17 protein-coding genes are annotated in these 22,760 nt (G+C 59.2%); 10 read left to right on the forward strand and 7 right to left on the reverse strand.

Annotated features, from left to right (window positions below):
- Nucleotides 1-105 precede the first annotated feature (105 nt).
- Nucleotides 106-966 (reverse strand): DsbA family protein, encoded by an 861-nt coding sequence (locus tag ACTIE1_RS06990; RefSeq protein ID WP_439560969.1) that lies wholly within the window; start codon nucleotides 964-966, stop codon nucleotides 106-108.
- 315 nt (nucleotides 967-1,281) lie between these two features.
- Here ACTIE1_RS06990 and ACTIE1_RS06995 point away from each other — a divergent pair, with 315 nt between their 5' ends.
- The 8 genes from ACTIE1_RS06995 (at nucleotide 1,282) to ACTIE1_RS07030 (ending at nucleotide 13,238) form a co-directional block, all read left to right on the forward strand.
- On the forward strand, nucleotides 1,282-2,484 hold the full coding sequence (locus ACTIE1_RS06995) for an N-acetylmuramoyl-L-alanine amidase (RefSeq protein ID WP_439560968.1): 1,203 nt from the start codon (nucleotides 1,282-1,284) through the stop codon (nucleotides 2,482-2,484).
- Nucleotides 2,485-2,601: 117 nt separating this feature from the next.
- Nucleotides 2,602-5,160: a penicillin-binding protein 1A gene (locus tag ACTIE1_RS07000; RefSeq protein ID WP_439560967.1), complete on the forward strand. Its 2,559-nt coding sequence runs from the start codon at nucleotides 2,602-2,604 to the stop codon at nucleotides 5,158-5,160.
- A gap of 267 nt (nucleotides 5,161-5,427) precedes the next feature.
- On the forward strand, nucleotides 5,428-6,555 hold the full coding sequence (gene prfB, locus ACTIE1_RS07005) for a peptide chain release factor 2 (RefSeq protein ID WP_439560966.1): 1,128 nt from the start codon (nucleotides 5,428-5,430) through the stop codon (nucleotides 6,553-6,555).
- A gap of 119 nt (nucleotides 6,556-6,674) precedes the next feature.
- Nucleotides 6,675-7,457, forward strand: a complete 783-nt coding sequence (locus tag ACTIE1_RS07010; protein WP_439560965.1) for a DUF2189 domain-containing protein — start codon at nucleotides 6,675-6,677, stop codon at nucleotides 7,455-7,457.
- Nucleotides 7,458-7,852: 395 nt separating this feature from the next.
- Nucleotides 7,853-8,929 carry a Hint domain-containing protein gene (locus ACTIE1_RS07015; RefSeq protein ID WP_439560964.1) on the forward strand — a complete coding sequence of 359 codons (1,077 nt, stop codon included), beginning with the start codon at nucleotides 7,853-7,855 and terminating at the stop codon, nucleotides 8,927-8,929.
- Nucleotides 8,930-9,214: 285 nt separating this feature from the next.
- Nucleotides 9,215-9,655, forward strand: a complete 441-nt coding sequence (locus ACTIE1_RS07020) for a hypothetical protein (protein WP_439563316.1) — start codon at nucleotides 9,215-9,217, stop codon at nucleotides 9,653-9,655.
- Between the two features lie 82 nt (nucleotides 9,656-9,737).
- Nucleotides 9,738-10,769 (forward strand): cysteine synthase A, encoded by a 1,032-nt coding sequence (locus ACTIE1_RS07025; protein ID WP_439560962.1) that lies wholly within the window; start codon nucleotides 9,738-9,740, stop codon nucleotides 10,767-10,769.
- Nucleotides 10,770-10,781: 12 nt separating this feature from the next.
- Complete coding sequence (locus tag ACTIE1_RS07030; protein ID WP_439560961.1) at nucleotides 10,782-13,238, forward strand: DUF3772 domain-containing protein; 2,457 nt, start codon at nucleotides 10,782-10,784, stop codon at nucleotides 13,236-13,238.
- A gap of 250 nt (nucleotides 13,239-13,488) precedes the next feature.
- On the opposite strand, the gene ACTIE1_RS07035 is transcribed toward ACTIE1_RS07030, so the two are convergent.
- The 6 genes from ACTIE1_RS07035 to ACTIE1_RS07060 form a co-directional block, all read right to left on the reverse strand.
- Nucleotides 13,489-13,884 (reverse strand): F0F1 ATP synthase subunit epsilon, encoded by a 396-nt coding sequence (locus ACTIE1_RS07035; RefSeq protein WP_439560960.1) that lies wholly within the window; start codon nucleotides 13,882-13,884, stop codon nucleotides 13,489-13,491.
- 10 nt (nucleotides 13,885-13,894) lie between these two features.
- A complete protein-coding gene (atpD, locus tag ACTIE1_RS07040; protein WP_439560959.1) occupies nucleotides 13,895-15,313 on the reverse strand; it encodes a F0F1 ATP synthase subunit beta in 1,419 nt (472 codons plus the stop codon).
- Nucleotides 15,314-15,333: 20 nt separating this feature from the next.
- A complete protein-coding gene (locus ACTIE1_RS07045; RefSeq protein ID WP_439560958.1) occupies nucleotides 15,334-16,209 on the reverse strand; it encodes a F0F1 ATP synthase subunit gamma in 876 nt (291 codons plus the stop codon).
- Nucleotides 16,210-16,232: 23 nt separating this feature from the next.
- The gene (gene atpA / locus ACTIE1_RS07050; RefSeq protein ID WP_439560957.1) at nucleotides 16,233-17,771 is read right to left on the reverse strand and encodes a F0F1 ATP synthase subunit alpha; all 1,539 of its coding nucleotides are present in this window, start codon (nucleotides 17,769-17,771) and stop codon (nucleotides 16,233-16,235) included.
- The gene (locus tag ACTIE1_RS07055; protein ID WP_439560956.1) at nucleotides 17,772-18,332 is read right to left on the reverse strand and encodes a F0F1 ATP synthase subunit delta; all 561 of its coding nucleotides are present in this window, start codon (nucleotides 18,330-18,332) and stop codon (nucleotides 17,772-17,774) included. It lies immediately after the preceding gene.
- Nucleotides 18,333-18,636: 304 nt separating this feature from the next.
- Nucleotides 18,637-19,386, reverse strand: a complete 750-nt coding sequence (locus ACTIE1_RS07060) for a hypothetical protein (RefSeq protein WP_439560955.1) — start codon at nucleotides 19,384-19,386, stop codon at nucleotides 18,637-18,639.
- A gap of 95 nt (nucleotides 19,387-19,481) precedes the next feature.
- Between ACTIE1_RS07060 and gloB the strand changes: the two genes are divergently transcribed.
- Both gloB and clpA read left to right on the forward strand, forming a co-directional pair.
- Complete coding sequence (gloB, locus tag ACTIE1_RS07065; RefSeq protein ID WP_439561185.1) at nucleotides 19,482-20,249, forward strand: hydroxyacylglutathione hydrolase; 768 nt, start codon at nucleotides 19,482-19,484, stop codon at nucleotides 20,247-20,249.
- A 159-nt stretch (nucleotides 20,250-20,408) separates the two neighbouring features.
- Nucleotides 20,409-22,727, forward strand: coding sequence for an ATP-dependent Clp protease ATP-binding subunit ClpA (clpA, locus tag ACTIE1_RS07070; RefSeq protein ID WP_439560954.1), 2,319 nt, complete (start codon nucleotides 20,409-20,411; stop codon nucleotides 22,725-22,727).
- The last annotated feature ends 33 nt before the right edge of the window (nucleotides 22,728-22,760 follow it).

The raw sequence follows: 22,760 nt of genomic DNA on the forward strand, positions 1-22,760 counted from the left end.
CAGCGGGGCGTCAAGGTGGACCGTGGTCCTGCCGCGCATGTGGCACGAAAAACCCCCGGCACCATACTGGTCCGGGGGCCTGTTCAGCACAATATCGGCACGGCCCTAGTCGCGCAGATTGTCCGCAACCAGCGCAAGTGTGTCCGCAGGAACAAACCCGCGCAAAAACTCGGTCTCCATAATGAAGCTGGGCGTGCCGCTGATTTGCAGCCGCTGTGCCAGCGCGCGGTTCTCGCTCAGGATCGTAGTGATGGCGTCATCATTCAGCATGGCAAGAACGTCATCCCCGTCAAGGCCCAGATCTTCGGCCAGATCGGTCAGCATTTCGGGGGTATAGCGCCCTTCATACTGGATCAGCGCGGAATGCGCCGCGCCGTAAGCGTCGTCACCCGCCATTTGCTTGACTGCGATGGCAAAACGCGATGCCAGTTCGGAGTCCGGCCCCAGGATCGGGAATTCCTTGACGATCAGGCGCACATTGCCGTCCTGTTCCAGAAAACTGGTCACTTCGGGATAGGCGCGTTTGCAGAACCCGCATTGGTAATCGATGAATTCCACAAGGGTCAGGTCGCCATCGGGGTTGCCGCCGACCCATGAATGACCGTCATTGAAGATTTCGTCATAATTGGCATCAATCAGCGCAAGGTCCATATCGGCCTGCGATGCGGTATTGCGCATCTCGTACTCGGCGACGGCTTCAAAAATGACTTCGGGATTTTGCAGCAGGTAGCTGCGGACCATTTCACCGAATTCCGCATCGACTGCGACTGTATCGGGCACGGGTTGCGCGCCCAGTTGCGACAGTGCCGCATCTGCGGTGTCGGGTTGTGCGGCAACGCTTGTTTGCTGGTCTTCGGGTGTCTGTGAAGGGGCGGACCCGCCGGCACTGGACAATACCAGAACCCCAAGGGCCGCTGCCGCCATGCAGGTTCCAATCAGGGCGGTGTCGGTCACGGGAAGGGTCATGCGCTACTCCTTGTAAATCTGGTCCTGCCGCCTTGCGGGCACGGACCCCAATAATTGAACTTGGCTATCTTAAACCTTGTGAAACCGCCAGAATCAACCCAAAGGGCATGGACAAATCGCCGCTTTCGCAGAATTGATCACGGCAGGGCCGATTGTGCGGTGCCCTTGCAGGGCAGGGCATTTGCGAAAGGCAGCGTTCGGTATAGGGTTATGGTGAAGTCAGGCAACAATACGGGCGCGGCAGTGTATACAGGCAACAGCAGAATTTCGCGATGCCGGCTTGCAGCTTTAGCGGTGTGCCTGCTTGCGGGGCTTATGTTGGCCGCCGCGCCGGTGCAGGCGCAAAACAGGTTGCTTGCCCAAGCGCGTATCCTGCCCGAAGGGTCCGCGCTTCAGGCCAGTATGAACACGATCACGCTGGAACTGGCGCTTACGCAGGCCGTGCCGTATCAGGTGCGCATGCTGATGATGCCGCCGCGTCTGGTTCTGGATCTGGGCACGGTGGACTGGGCGCAGGCTGGTCCGTTGTTTGATCACACTGGCGATGCGCTGCGTGACATTCGCACGGGACCGTTGGAAAACGGCTGGGCGCGTCTGGTGATGGACCTGACAGGCCCGTATCTGCCGCAGCAGGTGGAACAGCGCATTGACCCCGACACCGGACAGGCGCGCATCCATCTGGAATTGTCGCGCGTCCCGCTGGAGGCGTTCGAGCAGCGCGCCACGGATGAACAGGTCTTTGTCGCGCGCAACCCCGCCGGATTGCTGCACGCGCAGGCCCCCAATGACGCAAACGCGGTTCCGGATACGCGCCGCAAACCGGTTGTCATGCTGGACCCCGGCCATGGCGGTATCGATCCGGGCGCACAGCGCGATGGCATTCGCGAGGCAGACCTTGTGCTGACCTTCGCGCGTATCCTGCGCGAGGAATTGCTGCGCCGTGGTCAGGTGGATGTCGCGATGACACGCGATGACGATATATTCGTGTCGCTGGACGGGCGGATCAGGGCGGCACGGGCGGCGGGGGCAGACCTGTTTATTTCCCTGCATGCCGATGCGCTTCCGGAAGGTCTGGCCACGGGTACAGTCGTCTATCTGCTGGGCGAGGATGAGGGGGATGCCGCCGCGTCCTATCTTGCCGAACGCCATGACCGTGCCGATTTGCTGGCCGGTGTGGACCTTGCGCGCAATACCGATGAAATCGCGCGTGTGCTGATGTCGGTTGCATGGCAGGACACAGCGCCGCGTTCGCGGACATTGGCGGATGCTCTGGTCAGCCGGATTTCGGATGCGGGCTTGCGGCTGCACCGCCGCCCCGTTCAGGCCGGTGCGTTCAGCGTATTGCGCGCGCCGGATATGCCGTCGGTTCTGATGGAACTGGGGTTCATGTCCAGCCCGCGCGATCTGGCCAACCTGCGCGACCCTGAATGGACGTCGCGCATGGCCGGTGCCATCGCGGATGCCATCGAGATGTGGTTGCTTGAGGATCAGGCGCAAGGCGTTTTGCGCCGCCAGTAGCGGTGCAGGACACGCCCTGTCCGCACCGTCGCGGAAACCCGAAAACGTGAAGCGCCGGTTTTTGACCTGCCGCAGGAATGCGCGTATAAGCCCAACATCTGTTGCAAGGGGTTACGCGTGCTGCGAGCGATTCTTTCATTTTTCGGCGGTTTGTTCAGCTTTATCATTACCGCTGTCTTCTTTGTTGCGCTTGCCATCGGCGGTGTGTTCTGGATGTATGGGCAGGACCTGCCCAGTCATGAACAGCTGGCAAATTACAGCCCGCCGACGATCAGCCGCATCTATTCCGGTGAGGGGCGCCTGATTGACGAATTCGCGATTGAACGGCGGCTTTTTACCCCTGTGGCGGATATTCCCGAACTGGTGAAAAATGCCTTCATCAGCGCAGAGGACCGGAACTTTTATGTGCATGCGGGTTTTGATCCGCGCGCGATCGCGGTCGCTGGCTATGAGGCCGTCGCCTCTCGGGGGCAGAATGTGCGCGGGGCGTCCACGATCACGCAGCAGGTGATGAAGAATTTCCTGTTGTCGGGCGACCGCACGGGCGAACGCAAGATCAAGGAACTGATCCTTGCATCGCGTGTGGAAGGCACGCTGACCAAGGACCAGATTCTGGAGCTTTACCTGAATGAAATTTTTCTGGGCCAGAATTCCTATGGTGTGACAGCCGCCGCGCAGACCTATTTCAACAAGACGCTGGACGAATTGGAACTGCACGAAGCGGCATTTCTGGCGGCCCTGCCGCAAGCCCCGTCGAATTACCACCCCGTGCGCAACCGTGACCGCGTGACCGCGCGCCGGAATTATGTGTTGGGGGAAATGTTGCGCAATGGCTATATTTCGCGCGAACAGCATGACCAAGCGCGCGATTTGCCACTGTTGACCGTGCAATCAGGTGATTTTTCCAGCCCGCGCGAAAGCATCCCGCCGCGCGACTATTTCACCGACGAAGTGCGCCGCCAGCTTTCGGGTACCTTTGGCGAGGAAGAATTTTTTACCGGTGGCTTGAGCATTCGCGCCACGATTGACCCCGAAATGCAGACCCATGCCGCCCATGCGCTGCAACGGGCGCTGGAAAACTACGACCGCAACCGCGGCCAGCTGCGCCCCAGCGGTGAACGGCTGGAGGCTGAAGATCTGGCGAATGAGGAAACATGGCGCGCAGCACTGGCGCGGGTCGAGATTGCGCGCGACATTACCCTTGGCGGGCGTTGGTATCCTGCTGTCGTGCTCGAAGCCTCGCCCGATCAGGTGCGGCTTGGTATCGAGGATGTGCCCGCCGATCAGGATGCGCCGCATGTCGTGGATCGTCCTGACATAAATTGGGCGCGCGGGTCCCTGTCGGACAACCTGTCGGTCGGCGATGTGGTGCATGTGCGCCGCGTGCGCGACAATTCGGGCGCGTTCCAGCGCTGGTCCCTGCGGCAAGTGCCGGAAGTGCAGGGCGGGTTGATGGCGATGGACGTCAACACAGGCCGCGTCATTGCCATGCAGGGCGGCTTCTCCTACGAGGATTCAGTGTTCAACCGTGCCACGCAGGCGCAGCGCCAGCCCGGTTCGGCGTTCAAGCCGTTCGTCTATGCCGCAGCGCTGGACAGCGGGTTCACGCCCGCCACAATCGTCATCGATGCACCGATCGAGGTGGAGACCGTGCAAGGCATCTGGCGGCCCACCAATGCCAGCAACCAGTTCTATGGCCCGACACCTGTGCGCACAGGCATTGAAATGTCGCGCAACCTGATGACGGTGCGTCTGGCGCAGGAAATCGGTATGGATGTGGTGGGCGGGTATTCCGAACGCTTCGGGGTTTATGACCGGTCGCAGCAATATCTGGCGGCGGCCTTGGGCAGTCAGGAAACCACCTTGTTCCGGATGGTGGCTGCCTATGCGATGTTTGCCAATGGTGGCGAACGGGTGGAACCCACCCTTGTGGACCGTGTGCAGGACCGTTGGGGGCAGACCATCTACCGCCATGACCAGCGCACCTGTGTTGATTGCAGCGAAGCGAACCTGCCCGAAGGGCGCGGTCCGTGGATCACATCGCAGCGTCAACGTGTGATGGACGCGGTAACCGCATATCAGCTGACCTCGATGATGGAAGGGGTCGTGCAGCGCGGCACCGCAGCGCGCACCGTGAACCTGCCGGTGCCCACCGCCGGCAAAACCGGCACCACCAACGAGGCGCGCGACGTCTGGTTCGTGGGCTACACGTCCAATATCGTTGCAGGGTGCTATATCGGTTATGACCAGCCGCGCCCGCTGGGTCGTGGGGCAGGGGGCGGCACCATGTGTGGCCCTGTGTTCAACGAATTCATGCAAGAAGCCGTCAAGAAATATGGTGGCAGCCGGTTCCGTGTGCCATCGGGCGGGTATTTCATCAATATCGACCGCCATTCCGGCGCACGACTGCCCGAAGGGGCCAGCGGCGCAAATGTGATTGCAGAATTTTTCCGCGAAGGCGTGGAGCCGATTTTCGGGCTTGCTGCCATGATCGATGGTGGTTTCGCGCTGGGTGGCGACTTGCCCATGTTTGAACCCGGCGAATCCTATCAGGAACTCCAGAGAGAGGATTCAGGTCGCGGCCAGTTGCCCGATGATCGCACAAGCGACGGCGGCGGGGGCAGCAGCGCGCCCGCAGCAAGTTTCGGCACAGTCTCGACAGGGGGGCTGTATTAAAGGCTGGTTTTGCGGGGAGCCTGAAGGGCCGGAACTGGGCTGACGCTACCCTTCAATTCAGCACCAAGCCCGCCGATGGTGCGGCGGCCTTCGGCCTTTGTTCCGCACCTTGGGCTACTGCGTCAGGCCAGAAACCACCGCAACCGCTGGCGTTGCACGAACGCACATCCCGCTTGTGAACATGATGACAGGTCGGGTGGCTTGCCCCTGATGCGTCGTCGCGCTATGGACAGGCCCAGCCTTCAGCTTCAGGAATGGACGATACCCATGCGCGCAGAGACGCTTAGCACCATTGACGCGATCCGCAAATCACTGGCCTTGCTTGGTCAACGGATGGATATCGAAACCGCACCGCACCGGCTGGAAGAATTCGATGCGATGACCGAGAATCCCGACCTGTGGAACGATCCGGCCCGCGCGCAGGCCCTGATGCGCGACCGCCGCCTGCTGGCCGATGCGCTGGGCACATATCGCAGCATTGCACAGGAGCTGGAGGACCAGATCGGCCTGATCGAGCTGGGCGAGGCCGAAGGCGATACCGAAGTCGTGGCCGAAGCCGAAGAAGAACTGCGCAAACTTGCCAAATCCGCCGCCGCCAAGGAACTGGAAGCGCTGCTGAACGGCGAGGCCGACAGCAACGACACATTCCTTGAAATCAACGCCGGCGCAGGCGGCACCGAAAGCTGTGACTGGGCGTCCATGCTGGCGCGCATGTATGTGCGCTGGGCCGAGAAGAAGGGCTATACCGTTGAACTGATGTCCGAAAGCGCGGGCGAGGAAGCGGGCATCCGGTCTGTCGCCTACAAGATTTCGGGCCATAATGCCTATGGCTGGCTGAAATCGGAATCCGGTGTGCACCGGCTGGTGCGCATCTCGCCCTTTGACGGCTCGGCGCGGCGGCATACGTCCTTCAGTTCGGTCTGGGTTTATCCGGTGGTGGACGAGAATATCGAGATCGACATCAACCCGTCTGACATCCGGATTGACACCTACCGGTCATCTGGTGCGGGTGGCCAGCACGTCAACACCACCGACTCGGCGGTGCGGATCACCCATATCCCGACGGGCATTGTCACCACATCCAGCCAGAAATCGCAGCACCAGAACCGCGAGATTGCCATGAACGCGCTGAAATCGCGGCTGTATGAAATGGAGTTGCGCAAGCGCACCGAAGCGATTGAGGCGGCGCATGATGCCAAAGGGGATGCGGGCTGGGGCAACCAGATCCGGTCCTATGTGCTGCACCCCTACCAGATGGTGAAGGATTTGCGCACATCGCATGAAACATCCGACACACAGGGTGTTCTGGATGGCGCGCTTGACGGGTTTATGGCGGCCACACTTGCGCTGGATGTGTCGGGCAAATCGCGCGCCGAGGCGAATGCAACGGATTGATTTCTGCGGCTTGCGTGCCAGACTGGCGGTCGGGCGAAAACGCCAGTGCGGCAAGTTGAATTTGCTTGCATGACATAATGTCGCAGTCTTATCCTTTCCCGCAGGGAACGGAGGATATTATGATCGACAATTCCAGCCAAAGCACGCATTTGCCACCATCCAGCATACCCGCACCGGGGACTATTAGCACCGCTGATCTGGGCGCGTCCTTGCGGGCGGGCTGGTCGGATTTCACGCAGGCCCCCCTTTTCGGGCTGGCCTTTTCGCTGGTCTATGTGCTGGGGGGGCTGGTGCTCTATGCGGTCTTTCTGGCGTCTGGTCAAAGCTGGTGGTTCATTCCCATTGCCGTTGGGTTCCCGCTGATTGCGCCTTTTGCGGCAACGGGTCTGTATGAGGTCAGCCGCCGGATCGAGCAGGGCAAGGATTTGAACTGGGGCGCCGTGGCAGGATGCGTATTCGCGCAGCGCGACCGTCAGGTGCCGTCCATGGCCATGGTCATCATGCTGGCCTTCATGTTCTGGGTTTTTGTCGCGCATACGATTTTCGCGCTGTTCTTCGGCCTGCGCCCGATTACCAGTTCCACATTCGACATGCTGATGTCGGGACCGGGGCTTATGATGCTGCTGGTGGGCGGGGCCATCGGGGGCAGCATGGCGGCCGTGTTGTTCGCCTTGTCGGTCATCAGCCTGCCATTGCTGCTGGACAAGGAAGTTGATTTCATCACCGCAATGATAACGTCCTTTCAGGCGGTCATGCAAAACCTGTGGGTAATGGCGGTATGGGCGGCAATTATTGCCGCGTTGTTGTTTGCGGCAATGCTGCCAATGTTCTTGGGGCTATTCGTTGTATTGCCGGTGTTGGGCCATGCATCATGGCATCTGTATCGGCGCATTATTGTCTGAACACGTGATCGGCGGCGTCGCAAACACGCCGCCTGTTGCTGTCGTGCTATGGTGTGACATCAGGCTGAACAAGGCTGATTCCACCTTTGGACAGCCGGAAGCCGGTATAAGTGGTTTCGGCAGAACCCGAATATGCGCGGTGCAGCGTTTTGCATTTCGCAACAATCGCCATTTTTGCGATCTTTTGTCGACGCAATAGGTCTTATCCTATTGATTTTAGATTTGTATCACCAATTATTGCCGCTATATTGCCATAATATGGGTGTAGGGCTGAAACTTAACGGGTAGTATGCACGTTAGCCTTTTGTCGTTGCGTTAATATTTGTTTCATCCAACTTTGGCATGAAACAGCGTTCGGACAATGATGGCAATGTGCGGTATGAGGGTGAGAAACAATGTCGGTGACAATCAATGACCTGATCAGGCTGGGTGGGTCCGGCGTCGACGCGGACAGCCTTGGCACGGTATTCAATTTTGATCCCGATCTGGCGCAATCGGACCTGCAAGAAGTTCTTGACGGCGTCGAATTCGAACGGCCTGAAGGCACGGTTGACCAGTCTATCCCTGTCGGCTCGACAACGGTGATTGATGGTGTCGAGTATCAGATCGGCGATATCTATAATTTCTGGGGGGGCTTCACGAAAATAGACCCCGACACCGGCGAGTCGTTCACCCAATTCGGCCAGACAATCGGTTTTACCCTGACCGCAGAAGATGGTTCACAACTGTTCTTCGTGTCGCCAAGTGACCGGTTCAACGCAGATGAAGAATGGTTGCCCGGTGACATCCAGTCCATCGAGGTTGCATCCGTACCGACGGTTGAAACGGCGATTACCGAAGGCACCGACGGCGAAAACAAACTGGGCGATGATGACGATGTCACAATCCCCTGTTTCGTTGCAGGCACACTGATTGACACCGCCGAGGGGCGCAAGCCGGTAGAACAGATCAAGGCGGGCGATCTGGTGATGACGCGTGACAACGGGTATATGCCTGTCGTCTGGTCAGGCACGCGCGCCCTAAGCGAAGATGAACTGGCGGAAAACCCCGATTATAATGCGGTGATCATTCGCGCCGGTGCACTTGGCAATGGTATGCCGCAGCGTGATCTGCGTGTGTCGCCATGGCACCGCGTGTTGATTACCGGACATCATGCGGAATTGCTGTTTGGCGAGCATGAAGTCCTTGTTCCTGCAATCCATCTGGTCGGTCAGCGGGGGATCGAGCGGGACACGATTGCCGTGACCTATGTGCATGTCATGTTCAACAGCCATCAGATTATTCGTGGCGAAGGCGCGTGGAGTGAAAGTTTCCAGCCCGGCCAGAAAACACTGGGTGGTATGGATGACATGCAGCGCGCCGAATTGCTGGCCCTGTTTCCCGAATTGTCCAGCATCTCGGGGCAGGATGCCTATGTCGCTGCGCGTATGACATTGAAGGAAAACGAGGTGCGGGCCCTTCTGGCGGCCTGAACACCGACGGAATATGTGTGAAATTATGCCCTGCTGACATTCTCGCAGGGCATTTTTCTTGGCATACTCGCGACAGGCTGTCGCCGGTGCGAAGGGCGAAGCCGCAAGGCCGGTTCACATTTCCGGATCGCTGCCTTTTCCTGTAGGGTCTGCCTTTCTGGCAGGTGACAGCAGGTCTGCTGCCTGCGATATTTATATAGGCGGGGGCCTGTGCCCTTCGCCCTTGGGGGTGGACACCGACTGCGTCCCAAGGCAATCTGCACCAAATAGTTGCAGGAGTGTATTATGGCGGAAAAACGGGCGCGGGGTGTTTTGGTAACGGTGTTCGGTGTCGTCGGGACGGCCTGTTTTGCATTGCTGGCATTGGAATATGTGGTCGCGCGCTATGACGGGCTGGGTGCATTGGTTGTATTGCCTGCATCAATGGGTCTGGGGGAGTTTCTGACAGCATTGCCGGACTGGTCGTCCTTCGCTGTGACCTTGGGGATCTGGCTGGGATTGCTGGGCGCGGTGTTGCTGCTGTTGGGGGACCGTGCGTCGGTATTGGTGCTGGCCCTGTCCTTTCTGGCTAGTCTGGTCGCATTTGCATGGGCCGTTCTGGCACTTGTGCAAGGTGACCTGCAAGCAATGACCATCAGCCCGCTTGAATATATCGCATCACTTTTGCTTGGTAGTTTCGGCCTATGGCTTTACGCCCGAACCGCAAAGCGTTACGGGCGGATTTGACAGCGTCGCGCTGTAGTTTGGCCAAGGGCCGGATACTGCGCCGCGCATTGGCGTCCACCGCCCTGAATTCTGGAGAACCTTGATGAAGCGCCACGCAAACCTCGCAGAGGCTATTGGAAACACGCCGTTGATCCGGCTGAATAAAGCCAGTGATGCGACAGGATGTGAAATCCTTGGAAAGGCGGAATTTCTGAACCCCGGCCAGTCGGTCAAGGATCGCGCAGCGCTGTATATCATCCGTGATGCAGTTGCACGCGGGGCGCTGAAACCGGGCGGCACGATTGTCGAAGGCACGGCAGGAAACACCGGCATCGGGCTGGCGCTTGTGGGGGCGTCGATGGGGTTCCGCACGGTGATTGTCATTCCTGAAACGCAAAGTCAGGAAAAGAAGGACATGCTGCGTCTGGCGGGTGCCGAACTGGTCGAGGTTCCGGCAGCCCCCTATCGCAACCCCAATAATTATGTGCGCTATTCCGGTCGTCTGGCCGAAGCGCTTGCCAAAACCGAACCGAATGGCGCGATCTGGGCCAACCAGTTCGACAATATAGCCAATCGTCAGGCCCATGTCGAAACCACCGCGCCGGAAATCTGGGCGCAGACCGACGGGCGCGTGGACGGGTTTATTTGCGCCGTAGGGTCTGGTGGAACACTGGCCGGTGTTGCGCAGGCGTTGCAGCCCAAAGGCGTGAAAATCGGCCTTGCGGACCCTATGGGGGCGGCGTTGTACAGTTTCTACACCAGCGGCGAATTCAAATCCGAAGGCGGGTCCATTACCGAAGGGATCGGGCAGGGGCGCATCACCGCGAATCTGGACGGTTTCACCCCCGATTTCTGCGCGCAGATCCCTGATGAGGAAGCGCTGCCTTATGTCTTTGACCTGCTGGCAGAAGAAGGGCTGTGTCTGGGGGGATCGTCGGGTGTGAATGTGGCCGGTGCGGTGCGCATGGCCCGCGATATGGGGCCGGGGCATGTGATTGTGACGATCCTGTGTGATTATGGCACACGCTACCAGTCCAAACTGTTCAACCCCGATTTCCTGCGCAGCAAGGCGCTTCCGGTTCCTGACTGGCTGGACCGTGCGCCGCGCGCACTTCCTTCTGTGTTTGATGCCTGATCGCGATCCGATATGCAGCTGATCAGGCTTTGTATTCTGGCGCTGTTTTGCGCCATGGCCAGTGTCGCAGCCCCGAATGCGGCACTGGCACAATCCACCGAGCAATCCACAGCCACAGCGCCCGATTATGATGCATGGCGCAGTTTCGCCAGCCAGGCGGAGCGTGTCATTGACGCAGGCGTGGCATCGGATGAGACGCTGAATGATTTACGTCAGGAGCTTGTCGCCTTCCGGTCGCGTTTTCTGGCCGCACAGGATGCGAACCAGTCCCGTATCGCGAATCTGAGAGAGCAGATTTCCGCGCTTGGCCCTGTCCCCGAGGAGGGCGCGAGTGAAGCGCCGGAAATCGCCTCTCGCCGTGCGGAGTTGAGCGAGCAGTTGACCGCGCTGCAAGCCCCCGGAATCGCCGCACAAGAGGCGTTTCGCCGTGCCGACGGGTTGATACGCCAGATTGATGTCATCTTGCGTGAACGTCAGGCCGAGGCGCTGCTGGAACTGTGGCCATCCCCCTTGAACCCTGTGAACTGGATCGCGGCCGCAGACGCCATATGGGGGCGCAGTTTCACCTTCTACACGCAGGTCGTCGGTGCGCTGGAAGACCCCGCTGCCCAACGGGAATTCCGGTCCAACCTGCCGATTGTACTGCTGCTGTTCGGTTTCGCAGGGTTTGTGTTGTTGCGGGGGCGGCGCTGGATTGAACGTGCGGTGGCCAGACTGCTGCACGAAGGCAGCGCGCGCAAAAGCAAGCGGGTCTTTGCAGAAGTCGCATCGCTGGCGCAGATTATTGTGCCTGTGACTGCGGTTCTGGCGGTCGCTGTTGCATTGGACCTGACGGGGTTGATTGGCGATATTGGCAGTGATCTGACGACTGCGCTGATTGGTTTCGGGATCATCTATTTTTCGGCACGTTGGGCCGGAGGAGAGATGTTTCCGGCTGTCGACACGCCGCAGATGCCCCTGAAACTGCCCGAGGCCCGCCGCCGCGAAGGCCGTTTCCTGTCGCATCTGATCGGGCTTGTGCTTGGTCTGTCCTTGGTTGTGCTTGCGTATATCAACCCTGATGTGCAGACCGACGCGGCCAATTCCGTGATCCTGTTTCCCATTCTTGTTCTGGCTGGAATCATCTTAACCCGCTTCGGGTCCTTGATGACACTGCACGCGAAACTCTGTGCCGAACAGGGCGAGGATCGGCGCTTTTATGACAGGATGATCAATATCCTTGGGCGCGGTGCCATTGTCATTGGCGCCGGTGCGCCCGTATTCGCCGCGATCGGGTATGTTCAGGCCGCCGAAGCCGTGTTGTTTCCGGCAGTCATTTCGCTGTGGATGGTGGCCTTTCTGATCTTCATCTCGCAAACGGTGTCAGATGTTCATGATATGGTGACAGGGCGCAAACCGGATGATCCGGATGCGCTTGTTCCCGCGCTTGTCAGTTTTGCGCTGGTTCTGTTGTCGCTGCCGGTCTTTGCGTTGGTCTGGGGGGTGCGGCTGACCGAATTGCTGGAATTGTGGCAGGTGCTGCGCGAAGGGTTCCGAATTGGTGAAACGCGGATTTCGCCGACCAATATCCTGAGTTTCGTGATCGTCTTTTCAATCGGTTATATGCTGACGCGCATGGTGCAAGGTGCGCTAGGCTCGACCGTGCTGCCCAAAACCAAGATCGACAAGGGTGGCCAGAAGGCGGTGATCTCGGGGACGGGCTATGTCGGGATTTTCATTGCCGCGCTGGTCGCCATTTCGACCGCCGGCATTGACCTGTCGGGGCTTGCGATTGTTGCGGGTGCCTTGTCCGTGGGTATCGGGTTCGGTCTGCAAAACATTGTATCGAACTTTATTTCGGGCCTGATCTTGCTGATTGAACGCCCTGTGGCCGAAGGGGACTGGATTGAAGTTGGCACCACAATGGGCACAGTGCGTTCGATTTCGGTGCGTTCAACTGTGATCGAGACGTTTGACCGGACGGATGTGATTGTACCCAATGCCGACCTGATTTCGGGGACAGTCACGAACTGGACGCGCTTCAGCCAGATCGGGCGTGTCATTGTGCCGGTTGGTGTGGCCTATGGGTCCGATACCCGCAAGGTGGAACGTGTCCTGAAAGAGATTGGTGATGCGCAGCCACTGGCCCTTCTGGACCCCGCACCGGCCGTGCATTTCACCAATTTTGGCGCGGATGCGCTGGAATTCGAGTTGCGGATCGTCATCAGTGATGTGGGCTTGGGAATGGCTGTGCGCACCGAAGTGCGCCACCAGATCGCCGAGCGTTTCAAACAGGAAGGGCTGGAAATCCCCTTTGCGCAGCGCGATATCTGGCTGCGCAACCCCGAAGCGTTGCGCGGCGATGTGCCACCACCACAAGCGCCCGACACCCCGCCGGAACCTGCACAGCCCAAAACGATGCAGCATGATGAGATATCGGAAACAGATGCCGGTGATGGCGGCGACCCGGACGGTCCGGACGGGCGCTAAGTGCCATCCTGCCTGCAACAATGTCCCGTCGCCCAATGGGCAATGCGCACCGATAGACAGCTAGAATGATCTAGAGCGTGTTGCGCAAAAGTGGGAACCGGTTTTGAGCTTCTCGAACATGCAAAACCAATAAGTTAGCGCCTGTCGCGTGAATGCGAATGAACGCGACAGGCGCTAGCGCCCACACCATGAAAAAGCCCCGCATGCAGAACTTGCAGCGGGGCTTTTGCGTATGTTTATAGACAGAAACTCAGGTCATTGACGCGATGGTTTGCGCCAGATCATCGGCTGTCTTGTTCAGCGCGTCGCGGTCATTGCCTTCGGCAGATGCCGCCTTGGCGCGCATCTCGTCCAGCAGGGCTTGCAGGGCTTCACGCCCCTCAGCGCCCATGGGATAGGCCCGTTCCGCCAGAACCGATGTCGCCTTGGGGGTAATCTCGGCAAAGCCGCCGGTCACGGCAAAGCGGGTTTCCCCTTCGGCACTGTCGACCACCAGCACACCAGGGCGCAGCGTGGTGATCAATGGCGCATGGTCGGGCATTGCCGTCAGGTCCCCTTCGGCTGCAGGAATCTGCACCGCGCGGGCCTGAACAGAAGCAAGCTTCCGTTCAGGAGAGACCAGGTCGAATTGCATCATATCAGCCATAAGGCCCCCCTTAGGCCGCAGCGGCCAGCTTCTCGGCTTTTGCGATCACGTCGTCAATGTCGCCCACCATATAGAAGGCAGCTTCCGGCAGGTGGTCGTATTCACCTGCAACAACTGCCTTGAATGATGCGATGGTTTTTTCCAGCGGAACCTGAATCCCGTCCGACCCGGTGAACACTTTTGCCACGTCGAAGGGCTGCGACAGGAAGCGCTGGATCTTGCGTGCGCGTGCCACAGTCATTTTATCTTCTTCCGACAATTCGTCCATGCCAAGGATGGCGATGATGTCCTGCAGCGACTTGTAGCGCTGCAAGATACCCTGCACATCGCGGGCCACCTGATAATGTTCATCCCCGATATAGGTCGGGTCCATCAGGCGCGAGTTGGAGTCCAGCGGGTCCACAGCCGGGTAGATGCCCAGTTCGGAGATCGCACGCGACAAAACGGTCGTCGCGTCAAGGTGGGCGAAGGACGTGGCCGGCGCAGGGTCGGTCAAGTCATCGGCAGGCACATAAATCGCCTGCACCGAGGTGATCGAGCCTGCCTTGGTCGAGGTGATGCGTTCTTGCAGCGCGCCCATGTCGGTGGCCAGCGTTGGCTGGTAGCCCACAGCAGACGGAATACGCCCCAGAAGTGCCGACACTTCCGAACCGGCCTGTGTGAAGCGGAAAATGTTGTCGACGAAAAACAGAACGTCCGTGCCCGACTGGTCGCGGAACTGTTCGGCCAGTGTCAGACCGGTCAGCGCCACACGCGCACGCGCACCGGGGGGTTCGTTCATCTGGCCGTAAACCAGCGCCACTTTGGACTCGGACAGGTTATCGATGTTGATAACGCCGGATTCCATCATCTCGTGATACAGGTCGTTGCCTTCACGGGTCCGTTCGCCCACACCGGCAAACACCGAATAGCCCGAATGCACCTTGGCGATGTTGTTGATCAGTTCCATGATCAGAACGGTCTTGCCCACACCGGCACCACCGAACAGACCAATCTTGCCGCCCTTGGAATAGGGGGCCAGCAGGTCGATCACCTTGATGCCGGTCACCAGAATTTCCGACTCGGTCGATTGGGCGTCAAAACCGGGTGCAGGCTGGTGGATTGCGCGCTTTTCAGCGGCCTCGATTGGTGCGCCTTCGTCAACGGGTTCGCCGACCACGTTCAGAATGCGGCCCAGTGTTGCGTCGCCCACGGGAACCATGATCGGCTCGCCGGTGTCGCTTACGCTTTGGCCGCGGACCAACCCTTCGGTTGCGTCCATTGCGATGGTGCGCACCGTGCTTTCGCCAAGGTGCTGCGCCACTTCCAGCACCAGACGCTTGCCGTTATTGTCGGTTTCCAGCGCGTTCAGGATGGGGGGCAGGTCGCCGTCGAACTGCACGTCCACGACGGCGCCGATCACCTGTGTGATTTTGCCATTTGAAGCCATTATATGTCTCTCCGGGTTCGTCAGAGCGCTTCCGCGCCCGAAATGATCTCGATAAGCTCTTTGGTGATCGCGGCCTGACGCGAGCGGTTATACTGGATGGTCAGACGGTCGATCATATCGCCCGCATTGCGCGTGGCGTTGTCCATCGCCGACATCCGTGCACCTTGTTCAGACGCCGCATTTTCCAGAAGCGCGGTGAAGATCTGCGTGGTCACGGACCGTGGCAGCAGGTCTTCCAGAATGGCTTCTTCCGATGGCTCGTATTCATAAAGCATCTCGGAATTGGCCGCGCCCGCCTCGGGCACTTCGGCAGGAATAATCTGCTGCGGTGTCGGAACCTGACTGATCACCGATTCAAAGCGGTTGTAGAAGATCGTCGCGACGTCGAATTCGCCCGCGTCGAACATTTCAAACACACGTTTTGAAATATCGGCTGCGTTCTCATACCCGACGCGCTTGACCTCACTCAGGTCAACGTGACCGACCAGATGCGCAGACAGGTCGCGCCGCAATTGCTCGCGCCCCTTCTTGCCGACTGTCAGGATTTTGACCGTCTTGCCTTCGTCCAGCAATCTGGCTGCGCGCACACGCGCCGCCTTCACGATAGAGGAGTTGAACCCCCCGCAAAGGCCGCGTTCCGCTGTCATCACGACCAGAAGGTGGGTCTGGTCCGACCCGGTTCCGGCCAGCAGTTTCGGGGCTGTTTCAGACCCTGCGACAGATGCCGCAAGGCCATTGACCACATCCGCCATACGCTGGGCATAAGGACGCGCCGCTTCGGCTGCATCCTGGGCGCGGCGCAATTTTGCGGCCGCGACCATTTGCATGGCCTTGGTGATCTTCCGCGTCGATTTGACGCTTGAGATCCGGTTTTTAAGGTCCTTCAGGTTTGCCATTCGCTGCTCCTATCACCGCGCCCTCAGGCGAAGTCTTTCGCGAACTCATCCAGTGCGGCGCGGATTTTTTCTTCCAGATCACCTTTGACCTTGCGGTCATTGACGGTGATGTCATCCAGAAGCGCCTTGTGGCTGCCCCGCAGATGGGCCAGCAAGCCAGCTTCAAAACGGCCGACATCCTTGACCGCAACCTTGTCCAGATAGCCTTGGGTGCCTGCAAAGATGACGCAGACAATCTCGGCGTTGGTCATGGGCGAATACTGGCCTTGCTTCATGAGCTCGGTCAGGCGCGCACCACGGTTCAGCAGACGCTGGGTGGAGGCGTCAAGGTCGGACCCGAACTGTGCAAACGCCGCCATTTCGCGGTATTGCGCCAGTTCCAGCTTGACCGGACCGGCAACCGATTTCATGGCATCGGTCTGCGCGGAGGACCCCACGCGCGACACGGACAGACCCGTGTTCACAGCAGGGCGGATACCTTGATAGAACAGTTCGGTTTCAAGGAAGATCTGGCCGTCGGTGATCGAAATCACGTTGGTCGGAATAAAGGCCGACACGTCACCGCCCTGGGTTTCGATGATGGGCAGCGCCGTCAGCGAGCCTGCGCCATGATCTTCGTTCAGCTTTGCCGAACGCTCCAGCAGGCGGGAGTGCAGGTAGAACACGTCACCAGGATAGGCTTCGCGGCCCGGCGGGCGGCGCAGCAGCAGCGACATCTGGCGGTAGGCAACAGCCTGTTTGGACAAATCATCATAGATGATCAGCGCATGGCGGCCATTGTCGCGGAAATGTTCTGCCATGGCCGTCGCGGCATAGGGGGCCAGGAACTGCATGGGGGCAGGGTCGGATGCGGTTGCGGCCACAACGATCGAATATTCGATCGCGCCGGTTTCTTCCAGCTTCTTCACCAACTGCGCAACGGTCGAACGCTTCTGACCGATGGCGACATAGACGCAATACAGTTTCTTGGACTCGTCGTCGCCAGCCGCTTCATTATAGCTTTTCTGGTTCAGAATGGTGTCGAGTGCCACAGCGGTCTTGCCGGTCTGGCGGTCGCCGATGATCAGTTCGCGCTGGCCGCGGCCAATCGGGATCATCGCGTCAACCGATTTCAGGCCGGTTGCCATGGGTTCATGCACCGATTTCCGCGGAATGATGCCCGGTGCCTTCACGTCCGCAACGGCGCGCTGCGAGGTTGCGATCGGGCCTTTGCCGTCAATCGGGTTGCCAAGGCCGTCAACAACACGGCCCAGCAGCGCGTCACCCACGGGCACGTCCACGATGGATTTCGTGCGCTTGACGGTGTCGCCTTCCTTGATGCCACGGTCGTCGCCGAAAATCACGATACCGACATTGTCGGCCTCTAGGTTCAGCGCCATACCGCGCACACCGCCCGGAAACTCGACCATTTCGCCGGCCTGAACATTGTCCAGCCCGTGGACACGCGCAATACCGTCCCCGACGGACAGCACACGGCCAATTTCTGCGACTTCGACATCCTGACCGAAGTTCTTGATCTGCTCTTTCAGGATCGCAGAGATCTCAGCTGCTTGGATACCCATTTATCCGACCTCTTTCATACTGTTCTTGAGGGCCGCGAGCTGCGCGCGGATCGACGTGTCGATCATTTGCGAGCCCACCTTGATGACAAGACCGCCGATAAGGGACTCATCGACGGCCAGTTTAAGTTTGATATCCTTGCCAATACGCGCTTTCAGCGTTTTGACAAGATCTGTTTCCTGTGCTTTCGACAGGGGCTGCGCGGCGGTCACTTCGGCTGTGACCTCGCCTTTCTCGTCGGCGATGCGGGTGCGCAATGCAGACAGCACCTGCGGCAGGGCGAACAGGCGGCGCTTCTGGGCCATCAGCCCAAGCGCGCCAGCGACAGCCTGCGACAGTTTCATTTTCTTGGCGATTGCGGTGATTGCGGTGGCAACCTGATCGCGCGTGTAGACGGGCGAAGTGATAAGGTTGCGCAGATCAGCGCTTTCGGTCAGCGCGCCATCCAGCGCGTCGACATCGGCTTCAAGGGTTTTGAGTGATTTTGACTCTTTCGCCAACTCAAAAATTGCAGTGGCATAGCGCGCAGCAATGCCGGAGGAGATCGAAGCTGGTTCGGACACGTCCACCCTTCCATCTTGGTTTTCATCAAGCCTCGCGCTGGCCCGATGTCATGAATGCTACAGTTACGCGGCATGTGAGGTCGGCGCGGGTTTAGCAGAGGTCCATTTCTGCCGCAACCGCGAAGGTAACCACTTCTTGATGATCAGGGTCATAAAATTACCCTGCTTTCCGCTTTCGACGCGGTTTCAAACGGCCCGCAGGCTTGTTTGCGCAATCAGAGGCTGAAGTTCAGGCGGGCAGGCAGCTGGTGGTCGCGCTGATTCCCCGCGCGATGGATATGGCCGGTATCTTGTCGGTTTGCGCCTACCACGCCGGACGCGCGCCAGGTTGCGTCACCCCGTCCAGAACGCGCAGGGGTTTGCGCGACTTGACCACAAGCCCGGTTGTTCCGGGCGTGTCACTGACGCGTCTGGCCTGCACGATCAGCACGCCGCCCGCATGATAGCGCGACAGCTTTTGTCCGACACGTTCCATGGTCATGGCCCATCGCAGCCAGCGCGCCGTGTCGCGCGGTGGGAAGAACATTGCGGCAAAATGGTTTTCCAGCGCTAAACCGTGATCTTTTAGTTCCGCCTCGATCTGGCCCAGCGAATAGGGCCGCCCCAGTGCAAAGGGTGTGCCATCATGTCGCGCCCACAGGCCCGAGCGGTTGGGCAGGATGAACACGGCCTTCGCCCCTGTTTTCAGGACCCGTGCCGCGTCCTCCAGCAGGGCGGCGGGGCGGTCCGATGTTTCCAGCCCGTGCAGGAAAACCAGCCTGTCGATTGTTCCGGTGGCAAGCGGCCAGTTGGTTTCCTCGACCAGAACGGAATGATTGGCCGATTCCGCAGGCCAGTGCATGACCCCCTGCTGGGCGGGCATCAGGGCTGTGACGCGCGCGGCCTCGGGCAGGAAGGGGCGCAGCAGCGGTGCGGCGAAGCCGAACCCTGCAATGGACAGGCCGGTCGTGTCGTCCCAGCAGGCCCGCAACTTGTCGCGCATGGCCTTCTGGGCCGCGCGCCCCAGCGATGTGGTGTAGTAGAAGTCGCGCAGTGCACGGACATCGTGATGCATAGTCTGCCCTTCACCCCTTGATGATGCCTTGGTTGCACATGCCGCCCGTTTGGCGCAGTCTTGACGGGACTGTAACGGATGAAAGCGAAAAGACCATGCCCTTTGTGCTGCACGCTGTGCCCTGTCTGGCTGATAACTATGCCTATCTGATCCATGATCCTTCATCGGGTGCGACCGCAGTTATCGATGTGCCCGAAGCCGCGCCTGTGCAGCAGGCCCTGACCGCGCAAGGCTGGACGCTGACGGATATTCTGATCACGCATCACCATGACGACCATATCGGCGGGGTGCAGGATTTGCGGGCGGCAACCGGCGCGCGTGTCTGGGGGGCAGGGGGCGACGCACATCGCCTGCCGCCGCTGGACCATGCGCTTGCCGAAGGCGACAGCGTCACAATCGGGCACGAAACCGGCCATGTGCTTGATGCGTCCGGACATACTGTCGGGCATATCGCATTCCATTTTCCCGAAGCCAAACTGGCCTTCACAGCCGACAGCCTGATGGCACTTGGCTGCGGGCGTCTGTTCGAGGGGAGCGCGCAGCAAATGTGGGACAGTCTGACGAAATTCATGGATTTGCCGGATGACACTGTCATTTGCTCTGGTCACGACTATATTAAAGGAAATGCAGCGTTCGCACTTAGCGTTGATGCGGACAACCCTGATCTGGTGGCGCGTATTGCCCGGTCCGATGCGGACCGCAAGGACGGGAAGCCCATGGCGATTGCACCGCTGTCGCTGGAACTGGCGACCAACCCCTTCCTGCGGGCCACTGACCCCCGCATGAAGGCATCGCTTGGAATGCCGCGCGCCAGTGATGTGGACACATTCGCACATCTTCGGGCGCTGAAAGACAAGTTTTGACCCGCGCGACCTGCTTAATACTTGCGTGTTTTGTGCATTGGGGACAAAGTTGATGAAAAAACACTTGAACGGCGGAAAATAAAACCGAAGTTTAAGATTAAGAGGCGAGACTGATCCTGCGGTATGGGCCTAGGGATCAAAAATACAGGAGCGTCTGACGTGCCATCATTTTCTGCCACACTGGAACAATCCATTCACGGGGCTTTGGCACTGGCCAATGCCCGGCGGCACGAATTCGCAACGCTGGAACATCTGCTGTCGTCGTTGATTGACGAACCCGATGCCAGCCGCGTGATGCAAGCCTGCAATGTCGATCTGGACGAATTACGCAAGACCCTGAATGACTTTATTGACGAGGAGCTGACCTCGCTTGTCACTGATGTCGAAGGGTCTGAAGCGGTGCCAACAGCGGCCTTCCAGCGCGTTATCCAGCGCGCTGCCATCCATGTGCAAAGTTCGGGCCGCAACGAGGTGACGGGCGCGAATGTGCTGGTTGCGATTTTTGCCGAACGCGAATCAAACGCTGCATATTTCCTGCAGGAACAGGATATGACGCGCTATGACGCTGTGAATTTCATCGCGCATGGCGTGGCCAAGAATTCCAGCTTCTCGGAAGCGCGTCCCGTCAGCGGTGCAGATGAAGAAACCGCCAATGCCGAGACTGCTGAGGAAAAGCCCAAGGAAACTGCATTGGGCAAATTCTGCGTCGATTTGAACGCCAAGGCGCGCAAAGGCGATGTTGACCCCCTGATTGGCCGCAGCTCCGAGGTGGAGCGCTGCATTCAGGTGCTGTGCCGCCGCCGCAAGAACAACCCGCTTCTGGTGGGCGATCCCGGTGTCGGCAAGACAGCCATTGCCGAAGGGTTGGCCAAGAAAATCGTCGAAGGGCAAACCCCGGAAATTCTGGCGAACTCCACGATATACTCGCTGGATATGGGCGCGCTGCTGGCGGGAACGCGTTACCGCGGCGATTTTGAGGAACGCCTGAAATCCGTGATGCAGGAGTTGGAGGACCACCCCGACGCCGTGCTGTTCATCGATGAAATCCACACAGTCATCGGCGCGGGCGCAACATCGGGCGGGGCAATGGATGCGTCCAACCTGCTGAAACCCGCGCTTCAGGGCGGCAAATTGCGGTGCATGGGGTCCACAACCTACAAGGAATTCCGCCAGCATTTCGAGAAGGACCGCGCGCTGTCGCGCAGGTTCCAGAAAATCGATGTCGTCGAACCCACGGTCGAGGATTCGATCAAGATTCTGATGGGGTTGAAGCCGTATTTCGAGGAACACCACGACATTCGCTACACTAATGACGCCATCAAGACCGCTGTGGAACTGGCCGCGCGCTATATCAATGACCGCAAACTGCCCGACAAGGCGATTGATGTGATTGACGAAGCAGGGGCCGCACAGCACCTGCTGGCCGAGTCCAAACGGCGCAAGACCATCAGCCCCAAAGAGATCGAGGCGGTGGTGGCCAAGATTGCACGCATCCCGCCGAAGAATGTGTCGAAAGACGACGCAGAGGTGCTGCGTGATCTTGAACGCACGCTGAAGCGCGTGGTGTTCGGGCAATCTGCGGCGATTGATGCCTTGTCATCGGCGATCAAGCTGTCCCGCGCAGGGCTGCGCGAACCTGAAAAGCCTATCGGGAACTATCTGTTCGCGGGTCCGACCGGCGTTGGTAAAACCGAAGTGGCCAAACAGCTTGCAGATAGTCTGGGCGTTGAACTGCTGCGTTTCGACATGTCCGAATACATGGAAAAGCACGCGGTGTCGCGTCTGATCGGCGCGCCTCCGGGTTATGTCGGGTTTGATCAGGGCGGTTTGCTGACGGATGGTGTCGACCAGCATCCGCATTGCGTGTTGCTGCTGGATGAGATCGAAAAGGCCCATCCGGATGTGTACAACATCTTGTTGCAGGTCATGGATCATGGCCAGCTGACCGACCACAACGGCCGGACAGTGAATTTCCGCAATGTCATTCTGATCATGACATCGAATGCGGGTGCGGCAGAACAGGCGAAAGCCGCCATCGGCTTTGGTCGTGACCGGCGCGAGGGCGAGGATACGGCCGCGATTGAACGCACATTCACCCCGGAATTCCGCAACCGTCTGGACGCGGTCATCAGCTTCGCACCCTTGCCGAAATCGGTTATCGTTCAGGTTGTCGAGAAGTTTGTTCTGCAACTTGAAGCGCAGCTTATGGACCGCAATGTCACAATCGAGTTGTCCGAGGATGCGGCCGCATGGCTGGCAGACAAGGGCTATGATGACAAGATGGGCGCGCGCCCGCTGGCGCGTGTGATTCAGGAAAACATCAAGAAACCGCTGGCCGAAGAATTGTTGTTCGGCAAATTGACAAAAGGCGGTGTGGTCCGCGTTCATGTGCAAGATGACAAGATTGCCCTGACCGTGGAAGGGCCGGAAGCCAAGCGCCTGTCCGGCAAGAACCCGCCATTGCTGACCGCGGATTAAAGATGCCTGCCTTGTGCCCGGGTCGGGCACATG

It is taken from the genome of Roseinatronobacter sp., from assembly GCF_051859525.1.
Taxonomy (GTDB): Bacteria; Pseudomonadota; Alphaproteobacteria; order Rhodobacterales; family Rhodobacteraceae; genus Roseinatronobacter.

Coding starts and splice junctions, on each gene's coding strand:
- ACTIE1_RS06990 (WP_439560969.1), bottom strand. CDS start 966: ATGACCCTTCCCGTGACCGACACCGCCCTGATTGGAACCTGCATGGCG.
- ACTIE1_RS06995 (WP_439560968.1), top strand. CDS start 1,282: ATGTTGGCCGCCGCGCCGGTGCAGGCGCAAAACAGGTTGCTTGCCCAA.
- prfB (WP_439560966.1), top strand. CDS start 5,428: ATGCGCGCAGAGACGCTTAGCACCATTGACGCGATCCGCAAATCACTG.
- ACTIE1_RS07010 (WP_439560965.1), top strand. CDS start 6,675: ATGATCGACAATTCCAGCCAAAGCACGCATTTGCCACCATCCAGCATA.
- ACTIE1_RS07015 (WP_439560964.1), top strand. CDS start 7,853: ATGTCGGTGACAATCAATGACCTGATCAGGCTGGGTGGGTCCGGCGTC.
- ACTIE1_RS07020 (WP_439563316.1), top strand. CDS start 9,215: ATGGCGGAAAAACGGGCGCGGGGTGTTTTGGTAACGGTGTTCGGTGTC.
- ACTIE1_RS07025 (WP_439560962.1), top strand. CDS start 9,738: ATGAAGCGCCACGCAAACCTCGCAGAGGCTATTGGAAACACGCCGTTG.
- ACTIE1_RS07030 (WP_439560961.1), top strand. CDS start 10,782: ATGCAGCTGATCAGGCTTTGTATTCTGGCGCTGTTTTGCGCCATGGCC.
- ACTIE1_RS07035 (WP_439560960.1), bottom strand. CDS start 13,884: ATGGCTGATATGATGCAATTCGACCTGGTCTCTCCTGAACGGAAGCTT.
- atpD (WP_439560959.1), bottom strand. CDS start 15,313: ATGGCTTCAAATGGCAAAATCACACAGGTGATCGGCGCCGTCGTGGAC.
- ACTIE1_RS07045 (WP_439560958.1), bottom strand. CDS start 16,209: ATGGCAAACCTGAAGGACCTTAAAAACCGGATCTCAAGCGTCAAATCG.
- atpA (WP_439560957.1), bottom strand. CDS start 17,771: ATGGGTATCCAAGCAGCTGAGATCTCTGCGATCCTGAAAGAGCAGATC.
- ACTIE1_RS07060 (WP_439560955.1), bottom strand. CDS start 19,386: ATGCATCACGATGTCCGTGCACTGCGCGACTTCTACTACACCACATCG.
- gloB (WP_439561185.1), top strand. CDS start 19,482: ATGCCCTTTGTGCTGCACGCTGTGCCCTGTCTGGCTGATAACTATGCC.